At 67.4% G+C, this 9,977-nt stretch carries 9 protein-coding genes; 8 read left to right on the forward strand and 1 reads right to left on the reverse strand.

All coding sequences use genetic code 11. From position 1 onward, the window contains the following. Positions 1–225: 225 nt before the first annotated feature. Together ACQP2D_RS20605 and ACQP2D_RS20610 are read left to right on the forward strand one after the other, a co-directional pair. Complete coding sequence (locus ACQP2D_RS20605; RefSeq protein WP_433685343.1) at positions 226–1,728, forward strand: carboxylesterase/lipase family protein; 1,503 nt, start codon at positions 226–228, stop codon at positions 1,726–1,728. Between the two features lie 30 nt (positions 1,729–1,758). Further along, the gene (locus ACQP2D_RS20610; protein WP_433685344.1) at positions 1,759–2,994 is read left to right on the forward strand and encodes an FAD-dependent monooxygenase; all 1,236 of its coding nucleotides are present in this window, start codon (positions 1,759–1,761) and stop codon (positions 2,992–2,994) included. Positions 2,995–3,301: 307 nt separating this feature from the next. Here ACQP2D_RS20610 and ACQP2D_RS20615 read toward each other — a convergent pair whose 3' ends face one another. Continuing rightward, positions 3,302–3,955: a QsdR family transcriptional regulator gene (locus ACQP2D_RS20615; protein WP_433685345.1), complete on the reverse strand. Its 654-nt coding sequence runs from the start codon at positions 3,953–3,955 to the stop codon at positions 3,302–3,304. A gap of 255 nt (positions 3,956–4,210) precedes the next feature. Between ACQP2D_RS20615 and ACQP2D_RS20620 the strand changes: the two genes are divergently transcribed. The 6 genes from ACQP2D_RS20620 (at position 4,211) to ACQP2D_RS20645 (ending at position 9,977) form a co-directional block, all read left to right on the forward strand. Then, complete coding sequence (locus ACQP2D_RS20620) at positions 4,211–4,480, forward strand: hypothetical protein (protein ID WP_433685346.1); 270 nt, start codon at positions 4,211–4,213, stop codon at positions 4,478–4,480. A 202-nt stretch (positions 4,481–4,682) separates the two neighbouring features. Then, positions 4,683–4,961, forward strand: a complete 279-nt coding sequence (locus ACQP2D_RS20625; RefSeq protein WP_433685347.1) for an acyl carrier protein — start codon at positions 4,683–4,685, stop codon at positions 4,959–4,961. Further along, complete coding sequence (locus ACQP2D_RS20630; protein WP_433685348.1) at positions 4,958–6,055, forward strand: acyl-CoA dehydrogenase family protein; 1,098 nt, start codon at positions 4,958–4,960, stop codon at positions 6,053–6,055. Before ACQP2D_RS20625 ends, ACQP2D_RS20630 begins: the two co-directional genes overlap by 4 nt. Further along, positions 6,049–7,029 carry a 3-oxoacyl-ACP synthase gene (locus ACQP2D_RS20635; RefSeq protein ID WP_433685349.1) on the forward strand — a complete coding sequence of 327 codons (981 nt, stop codon included), beginning with the start codon at positions 6,049–6,051 and terminating at the stop codon, positions 7,027–7,029. The genes ACQP2D_RS20630 and ACQP2D_RS20635 overlap by 7 nt, the downstream gene beginning before the upstream one ends. Positions 7,030–7,032: 3 nt before the next feature. Next, a complete protein-coding gene (locus ACQP2D_RS20640) occupies positions 7,033–8,058 on the forward strand; it encodes an HAD-IIIC family phosphatase (RefSeq protein WP_433685350.1) in 1,026 nt (341 codons plus the stop codon). After that, positions 8,055–9,977, forward strand: coding sequence for a non-ribosomal peptide synthetase (locus tag ACQP2D_RS20645; protein ID WP_433685351.1), 1,923 nt, complete (start codon positions 8,055–8,057; stop codon positions 9,975–9,977). Before ACQP2D_RS20640 ends, ACQP2D_RS20645 begins: the two co-directional genes overlap by 4 nt.

Below are 9,977 nucleotides of genomic sequence, written 5' to 3' on the forward strand. Positions count from 1 at the left end.
GTTGTGTCGCTCCGGTCATCGCTGCGCTGATCGGAGTTGCCGCCTGGTCGCCAGCGTTCATCAGGTCACCGGTCATGCGATCCAGAACGAAGTGCATACGCGTCTGATCGACCCCCTCCACCTGAGCAGCACGACCTTCCCCACCGAGACCACGGCTGCCTTGACACGCATGCCGACCGACGACAGAATGCAACATATCAGAAATACATTGCAACGATGCTACGGATGGATATCACGATGCAACGCTCGGTGGTGCGACTCGAGAACGGAGTCGTTCGTGGCAAGGCCGAATTCGGCATCCACGCGTTTCTCGGAATCCCTTACGCGGCACCGCCGTTCGGCGTGAACCGGATGCGGCCGCCGCAGCCGGTCCAGCCCTGGGAGGGTGAGCGGGACGCGACGGCGTATGGGCCGACGGCGCCCAAAGGGGACTATCCGCCGCAGTTCGCCCCGCTGTTCCCGGAGGTGGTGATCCCGGGGGCAGACTGCTTGAACCTGAACGTATGGACACCCGAACCCGGTGTGAGAGGGCTACCGGTGCTCATGTGGCTGCACGGCGGCTCCTTCACGAACGGGTCCTCGTCGGTCACCGAATACGACGGCACCGCCTTCGCGCGTGATGGTGTGGTCTGCGTGACCGTCAACTACCGGCTCGGCGCCGAGGGCTATTTGTTCCTCGACGACGGCACCGCCAATCTCGGCCTGCTCGATCAGTTGGCGGCGCTGCACTGGGTGCAGGACAATATCGCGGCGTTCGGAGGCGATCCGGCGCGTGTCACCGTCGCGGGCGAGTCGGCCGGGGCGATGAGCGTGACGACGCTGCTGTCGATGCCGGTGACGGAGGGCCTGTTCGCGCAGGCCATCGCGCAGAGCGGGGCCACTGCTCACACACTCACCAGCCAGGAGGCCCACACCGTCGGCGGCTACCTCGCCGAGGCGCTCGGGGTTCCACCGGATCGAGAGGCGATCAAAGCCGTCTCGATGAACGCCCTCGTGCAGGCCGCATCCGACCTGGTGACCGAGGTGCAGACAGCGCCCGACCCAGCCAAGTGGGGGCGGCTGGCACTGAGCCTGCTGCCGTTCGCGCCCACCCTCGACGGCTCGGTCCTGTCAGCCATGCCGATCGACGCGATCACGGCAGGCCACGGCGTCGACGTTCCGCTACTGATCGGGTCGAACCGAGACGAGGGACGATTGTTCCTGGTCCCGACAGGCGCCATCGCCGCCATCGACGAGCCGGCGCTTGCCACGATGGCGGGTGCATACGGCTTTGCCGGGAACGACCTGGCCGTCTACCGAGCCAACCGCCCCGACGGCAGCCCAGGCGACATCCTCGCTGCCGTGATCACCGACTGGTACTACCGCATACCGGCGATCCGGGTTGCCGAGGCCCGGAGCGCCGCAGGAGCAACCGGGACCTGGATGTACCGCTTCGACCATCCCGAGCCGCGGGCCAACCACGGACTGGGCGCGTGTCACGGTGCCGAGGTCCCCTTCGTCTTCGACACCATCACCCATCCCCAGCTGCACCCACTCCTGGGCGACGCGCCGTCGCAGACTGTCGCCGACCGGACCCACCAGGTTTGGGTCGACTTCATCACGCACGGGGCACCCGGCTGGGCGCCCTACGACACCGTCGGCCGCACCACCGGCCTGCTCACCGACGACATCGGTCCTGTCGATGACCCGGCAGGCGACGAGCGTGCGCTCTGGCAGGACATCCGCTGACCGCCGATTCGCATTCAAGGAGACATACTCATGCGGATTCTCATTTCCGGTGCCAGTATCGCCGGTCCGGTGCTGGCGTACTGGCTCACCAGGCACGGTTTTTCGGTCACGGTGGTCGAGCGCGCGCCGGTTCCGCGCAAGACCGGTGGCCACGCGGTCGACCTGTTCCGGCCCGCGATGGACATCTCGGAGAAGATGGGCGTGCTCGATCGCATCGAGGCGCGGGTCACCGGTACGAGCCGGTTGACGCTCTGCCCGGAAGGGGGGCGGCGGCCCGCCCGGGTAGACCTGGCCAAGCTCTTCAGTGCCACCTCCGATCGGCACGCCGAGATCATGCGGGACGATCTGAGCGAGCTCTACTACGAGGCAACGTGCGACGACGTCGAGTACCTGTTCGGCGACTCGATCACTGCGATCTCTCCCGACGGTGAGGTGCAGTTCGAGAACGCCGCGCCGCGCCGCTTCGACCTGATCGTCGGTGCGGACGGGCTGCACTCCAACGTGCGCCGCCTCGTCTTCGGGGACGAGGCTCGATTCAGTGCTTCCACCGGGGCCTATCTCGCGGTGGTGTCGCTTCCCGGCACCGCGGGCGTCGACGGTGAACTCCGCATCCATGTGGGTGTCGGGCGCACCGCCGGGATGTACCGCGCACGCCATCTCGACGATGCGCGGGCATTGTTCCTGTTCCGGACCGAGCGCGAACTCGACTTCCACCACCACGATGTATCGCGGCAGAAAGATCTGCTGCGCAACGCTTTCTACGGTGTGGACGCCGAGGTGGCGGGCTGGCTGGACGCGCTCGACCACACCCCGGCCTTCTACTTCGATTCCATCACCCAGCTGCGCATGGACACCTGGTCACGGGGCCGGGTCACGCTCGTCGGCGACGCGGGCTACTGTCCCGGTCCCGCCGTCGGCGGTAGCACCACGCTCGCGGTCGTGGGCGCCTACGTCCTGGCCGGCGAGCTGGCGCGGACGGGCGGCGACCCCGAGCGCGCCTTCCCCGCCTACGAGCGCGCGATGGCACCGCATGTGCGAGGCAGTCGCCAGGTGGCGACGAGCGCGGCGAAAACCCTGATCCCCACCTCCCGCCTCGGGGTGCGCGGCCTGGTCCAGGCCACCCGCCTGCTCTCCGTCCTCCCAGCCGGAGCCGCTCGCACCTTCCTTCGCCTCACCAGCAGAACCGCCAGTGTCTACAACGCGATGACCGTCGACGACTACCCACCGCCACCCGCCGCAGCCGGAAGCGACACGTCCCGACCCTGACGACCGAGAAGCCTGCCACCAACGGTGCCTGCTGGACCAAAGCCGGAAGTTCGAGGCCGATCGCAGGTGCCTCGAGAATCGGTTGGCCATTCGACACGACTGCTTCCCCGAAACTCGGGTCAGCGGAACCGCATCGGCGGCATAGGGGAAGATCCGGCCAGGCGGCATGGAGGTCATCGGCCGTCGATAAGTGATCGCCGACTTCGAACGCCGATACTTCCGGACAGTGACTCCAGGGCCACTTTCGCAGCGGGTCTCGGACTGCTGTTCTACGAGCTATGTAGTCCAATAAGCCGGAAGGTCGTGGTTACTCCGCATCTGGACAGCTGTTCTTCCCGCGGGGTAGGAGCGCGTTGACGACCCTGGCGGAACGATCAGGGTCGGGGTGCTGGCCGGTGATGAGCCCGAGGTAGGTGTAGGACTCCATGACGCGGACCAGCACATACGGCAGATCTTCGGAAGGGATCGATGACTGCAGGCGACCGGCGGCGGTCTCCTCGCGGACGATCTCGGCGACCAGCTGGGTCAGCCGGGCCTCGAAACCGGACGCCTTGGTTGTCAGCAGGCGCAGGGCCAGCTCGCCCTCGCGGTCGATGAAGCGCTGCATGCCCAGATTCGCGATGACGGCGCGCATGACGTCGCTCATGACGGCTGCGGCCGGAGACTGACCGGGCACGGCGGGGGATCCGGAGTGGCAATGGGCCTTCCGCGAGCGGGTGATGGTGGGTTCGATCAGTGACCACAGAATCTCGGTGAGCAACTGGTCGCGGGAGCCGACCCAGCGATACAGGGTGGCGCGGTCCACGGTAAGCGCCCGAGCCAGCGCCTGCATATCCACGCGGTCACCGGCGAGGAAGGTTCTGCGGGCCTGGTGGAAGGCGTCGAGGGCAGTAGGACGCGACGTCGCGGTGCCCGCGAGATGGCGCCGTAACGGTGTGTCGTGGGGGTCCTGTCTTGCCATCTGCTCATCCTCTCTGCGGTGGTCGTGACACGCATGCGGACCTGGCAACAGTCTGCTACATATCAGAGATGCATCGCAACAATGCTACGGATTGGTGCATCGATGCAAGATCGGTGGTGTGACCGGAGAACGGAGTCGTTCGCGCAAGACAGAATTCGGCGTCCCCGCCTTTCTCGGAATCCCTTCCGCGACATCGCCGCTAATCCTGGTGCCGGGCGGATAGGGCAGTGGTCCCGCGCTTCCAAGGTTCGGCTTGTGACCGTCGTCGACCCGCCCAACCCGATTGCGATGCTGTACTGGTCCCGGTCCGTCGAGACCGTCCTTGCCGCCGAGGCGGCCGTTTTGAGCACAAGCAGCTGCTCCGCGGATTCAGTCTCCGAATTGTGTTTATTGAGTGAGACTTTCGCTGATTTATGGACTCGTAACGATGTGGTGCTGCGCAGTCGTGCGAACGGGATCCGTAATTCGACGGTGGGGGAGTCGGAGATCTTCGTGACCAATAGCTCCGAATGCGAATCCTGCTGAGCACTGAGCAATTCGAATATCCCGAATAGCGAAATCAGTGGCATCCGTATCTGTCCCGACCTGGAAGTCCGCGCACCCCACGTGTTCGTGGCCAGCGGAAACCGGGGCTTGTCGGGTGATCGTGGGCATGTTGTCGTGTTCTGCGGGAGCGAGGGCGCACGGCCATTCGCCACCGGGATGACGTCGAGAGGTGAGGGTGCGCGTGGAACAGGTGGAGCCGGTCATGGCACACCGTGCGGAGTTGGCGGAGGAGTTGCGGGCGTACTTCGGTGCGATCGCCGCCGCCGAATTGGGCAGTGACGACGATATTTTCGAGCTGGGACTGGTGAACTCCCTGCGGGCACTCGAGATCGTCGTTCACGTGGAACAGACCTACGGGATCTCGGTCGAGGTCGAGGATCTTGATCTCGACAACTTCCGGACCGCGGCCCGCGCGGCCGCGTTCATCGAGCGCAAGCGGTCCGGGAACAGGCCGTCGTGATCGATGTCGAGAAGGTGGTGGCCGCGGCGGAATCGGATGCGGCCCAGTGGGATCGCGATGGCTTGCCCGACGAGATGATCACACTCGCGGCCCGGACCGGGCTACTGGGTGCCGATCGGCCGGTGACATTCGGTGGTGCGGGGCTGGACGCACGTGAACTCGGCCGAATCGCGGCGACGCTCGGGGAGTGCTGCACGAGTCTGCGATCGCTGGTCACGGTGCACGGCATGGTCGCCGCCGCGCTGGATCGGTGGGGCACCATCGAACAGCGCCGCGCCTGGCTGCCCGGGCTCACCACAGGGGAGGTCGTTGCCGCGCTGGCGGCGACCGAGGCCGGGGCGGGGACCGACTTAGCGGGTGTTGCGACGACTTTCGAGGCAGATGGTGCGGACCGTTTGGTGTCCGGGCACAAGCTGTGGGTGACGTTCGGGCAGGTCGCCGATGTGTTCCTGGTACTCGGCACGGCGGCCGGTGGGCTGTGCGCCGCACTCGTCGAGCGCGACCGTCCCGGTGTTTCCGTGGAGCCGGTCGAGGGGCAGCTCGGCCTGCGCGGCGCCCGGGTGGCGCACATTCGGTTCGACCACGTGCGCATCCCCGCGGCGCATCTCATCGCACCGCCGGGATTCGGCCTGTCCCATGTCGTCGGCACGGCCTTGGACCACGGGCGGTTCACCGTCGCGTGGGGGTGCGTCGGGATCGCGCGAGCCTGTCTCGCCGACGCCGCAGCGCACGCCGCCACCCGCGTCCAGGGCGGTACCGCACTCGCCGAGCATCAAGTGATCCGTGCGACGCTCGGCCGCTGCTGGGTGGATGTCGAAGGTGCACAGGCCATCTGCGAACACGCGACCGACAGCCGGATCGCCGGATCTCCGCACGCCCTCGTCGCGACCATCGCCGCGAAATACGCGGCGGCCCACGCTGCGGCCACGGTGAGTGAACGGGCGGTACAGGTATCCGGTGCGTTGGGGTGCGCACCGGACAGCCGCGTCGGCAGGTTCTACCGCGACGCCAAGGTCATGCAGATTATCGAGGGAGCACGGGAGGTCGCCGAGGTGACCATTGGTGAGCACGTACTGCGGGGTGCGCGATGGTGAACGGTCCGGTCCGGCTCGGTCCGGTGACGACATGGTTCCCCGCCACCTCCGCGCGGGTGGCCAGCCTGGCCGAACTGGACGAACTTCCGGCGCACCGACGCGAACACGCGCTGGCACTCGGCATCGATACGGTGCACACAGCGGGCGAGCTGTCCGAAGTGGACCTGGCCGCCGCGGCGGCGACGGCGGCGCTGGCCGAGGCCGGGCTCGACGCCGCCGACGTCGACGCGCTGCTGCTGGTCACCGGACGCGCGCCGCAGTACCTGCTCGCATCGGAAACGACACGGCTGCAAAACCGGATCGGCGCCACGCGCGCCTTTACCGCGGGCGTGGGCGATCTCGGCTGCGTATCGATCTCCGCCGCGCTGACTCTCGCCGCGGCCCTGCTGCGCGCCGACGCCGGATGCCGCACTGTTCTCGTCGTCGCCGCGGCCAAGACCCCGACCCGCAACCGCTACCGCGCACCCATGACGCTGCTCGGCGACGGCGCGGCCGCGCTACTGGTCACTGCTTCCGGCGGGCGCTGGGAGTTCGTCGACCAGATCCTGCGCAGTGACGGCAAATACGCGGACCTGTTCCGAATCGACTACCGCGACACACCCTCGGCGGCATGGACCGAGGAATGCGCCGACGAATCCACCTACTCGTTTCGACTCGCGGTCGAGAGCAAGAAGCGGTTCGACATCATCGTTCCGGAACTGTTGGAACGCAATGGCATTCGGCTCGGCTCGGTTGGGCCGATCCTCATGCAGAACCTGTCCGGCGGTGCGTTCGCGTTCTGGGAGGAAGCCCTCGACGCCACCATCGACGCGGCCTGCCGGGGCAATCTCGCGGCATACGGCCATCTGGGGTCGGTGGACATGCTGGTCAACCTGGAGGCCGCGGCGGCCACCCGCGCGTCCGGTGAATATGCGTTGCTGTTGAACAGCAGTCCGGTGGCCGCGTGGAGCGCCGGCCTGATGCGGAGGGTATGAGTGATGGCGGCAACAGTGAAATGCCTGGTCTGGGATCTCGACGACACCGTCTGGCCAGGCGTCGTCCTCGAATCCGACGGTGGGAACCCGAAACCCGAAGTGCTACGGACGATCCACACCCTGGACGAACGCGGAATCCTGCACGCCGTCGCGAGCCGCGGCGAACTATCCGCCGCCACAGCCCATTTGCGCCGGCACGGCATCGAGGACATGTTCTCGGCGGTCGAGATCGGCTGGGGCCCGAAGTCGGGGGCGATCCGCCGGATCGCGGAATCGCTCAATATCGGGCGCGAGACCATAGCGTTCGTCGACAATGATCCGGTCGAGCTGGCCGAGGTGGCGACCTCCTGTCCCGAGGTCCGGTGCTATCCGGCCGATCGCATACCCGACCTGCCGAACCTTGCGGAATTCACGCCCGCAACAGTGACATCCGAAGCGCGGCACCGACGCTCGTACTATCGCGCCGAACATGCCCGTCGTGTCGGTGAGGCCGAATTCGGCGGATCGAATGCGGACTTCCTTGCATCGTTGGGCCTGGTCATGACCGTGCGAACGGCATCCGAGGAAGACCTGGCCAGGGCCAACGAGCTGACCGTACGCACCCATCAGCTCAACACCACCGGGGTTACGTTCGATATCGACGAACTGCGGGAACTATGCGCGTCACCGCGCCATGAGGTGCTCGTGGCATCCCTGCGCGACCGATTCGGCGGCTACGGCACCATCGGGCTGGCGGTCTCGGAAATCCGCGGCTCCGACTCGGTGCTGCTCCTGCTGCTCATGTCCTGCCGGGTGATGTCGCGTGGCGTCGGGACGGCGCTGATTCGCGAAATCGTCCGGCGCGCACACGCGGCGGGCCGACGGCCGACCGCAGAATTCGTGGCGACACCGGTCAACCGGGTGATGCTCGTGACCCTCAGATTCGCCGGATTCGAGGTGCTCGAATCCGACGGCGACCGTGTCGTGCTCGTCTGCACAGTGTCGCCGGAGGACATCAGCGGAACCGGCCATGTCGAGGTGACCAGATGAGGCCAGCATCGCGTAGCGATTCCATGAGTGGTGGCCGGGTGACGGGTGGGCGCACGGCATCGCACGGCGATTCGATGGACCGGGCCACGGACCTGCTGCGGGGAATCCTCCAGCAGGCCCGGCGGGTGCCCGACCGCACCGCGCTCGTGGTGGGGGACCGGTCGCTCACCTACCGCGAACTCGATACCGCCACCGCGCATCTCGCGCGCAGGCTGGTTGCCGCGGGCGTGCGGCCCGGACAGACGGTCATGGTGTACCAACGGCAGAGCCTGGACACTCTGATCGGCATGATCGCGGCGCTGCGCGCGGCCGCGGCGTGGTGTGTGGTCGAACCGGGCCGTCCCGTAGCCGCGGTGCGTGCGGTGGTGGCGGACGCGACCTGTACCGCGCTGATCATCGACGGGCGCGTCGATTCCACGACGCGTGACGAGGTGGCCGCGCTGGTGACCGGCACGGCGACGGCGGTGCTCGATATCGCCGAGGACACCGAGCCACCCGCCGTGGCGCTGCCGGACCAGCCGCCGCTGCGGTCCCCCGCGTACGTCATCACCACCTCCGGTTCGACGGGTGAGCCGAAGGCCGTCGTCGTATCGCGGGCCAACCTCGCCACCTTGATCGGCTCACGGAACTATCCGTACACCGACGGCGAACTCGTGACCTTCTCGGCGATGCGCCTGATCTGGGATGGCTCCCTCTCGGCACTGGCCTGGGCGCTCACCGTCGGCGGCACCAGTGTGCTCCCGGACGCCCGGATGCTGCCCGACGTCGACGCGGTCGCCGAACTCGCTGTCCGCCATGGCGTATCACATTTCGTTGCGACGCCCTCGTTCTACCGGCTGCTGCTGCCGCGACTGGGCGAGCTGAAGTCGACGCTGCGGATCGTCACGCTCTGCGGCGAGCCGATATCGATTCGCCTCGTCGAGGAGCACCGCGAGATCCTGCCCTCGACAAGCCTGCACAACGAATACGGTCCGACCGAGGCGACCGTGACCTGTATCTGCCACGTCGTGTCGGAGACGCCGCAGCCCGTCGTGCCGATCGGCACGCCGACCGACGGGACCACGGCGCACATTCTCGACGGCTCGCTCCGGACGGTCCGCTGGGGTACTCGCGGTGACCTGTACCTCGGGGGCGGACAGGTCGCCGATGGTTATGCGGCACGGCCCGGACTGACCGCGGCCCGGTTCGTGGCCGACCCGTTCGCGACCGAACCGGGCGGCCGCATGTACCGCACCGGCGATCTCGCGCGGGTCGACGGCAGCGGTCACATCGAATTCCACGGGCGGGCCGACAGTCAGGTGAAGGTGCGGGGCGTCCGCGTCGAACGCGCCGCGGTCGAGACGGTGCTGCAGGGACATCCCGCCGTGCAGGAGGCGGTCGTGCTGGATGCGATGGACTCCGACTATGCCGTGTACTTGGCCGCCTTCTGGGTGCCTGCGGCCGGTGTCGCGCCACCGCCCACCGCCGGCGCGCTGACCGGATACTGCGCGGAACGGCTTGTGCCCGAATCGGTTCCGGAACGGTTCGTGGCGGTCGACACCCTGCCGATCGCACCGGGCAGCAGCAAGCTCGATGAAGCGGCGCTGCGTGCGTTGCTGCACTTCCGTCCCGAACGGCGCACGGCCCCGCCACGAGATGGTTGGACCGAGAACGAACGGGCGATTGCCGCGATCTGGTCCGAAGTGCTCCTGCACGACGAATTCGACCGTGGGGACCGGTTCTTCGACGTAGGCGGCAACTCCCATCGGGTGGTCGCACTCCATCTGCGCCTCGAGGCCGGGTGGCCGGGGGCGATCTCGGTGGGGATGCTGTTCGACCTCGACACCGTGGCCGCACAGGCGGACGCGCTGTCGGCGGATCCGGCACCCCGAATCGAGTCCGAACCGGCGGACAGCACGCCATTGGCTTTCGAGGTGTGA

This window comes from Nocardia sp. CA-119907, assembly GCF_050955995.1.
Lineage (GTDB): Bacteria > Actinomycetota > Actinomycetes > Mycobacteriales > Mycobacteriaceae > Nocardia.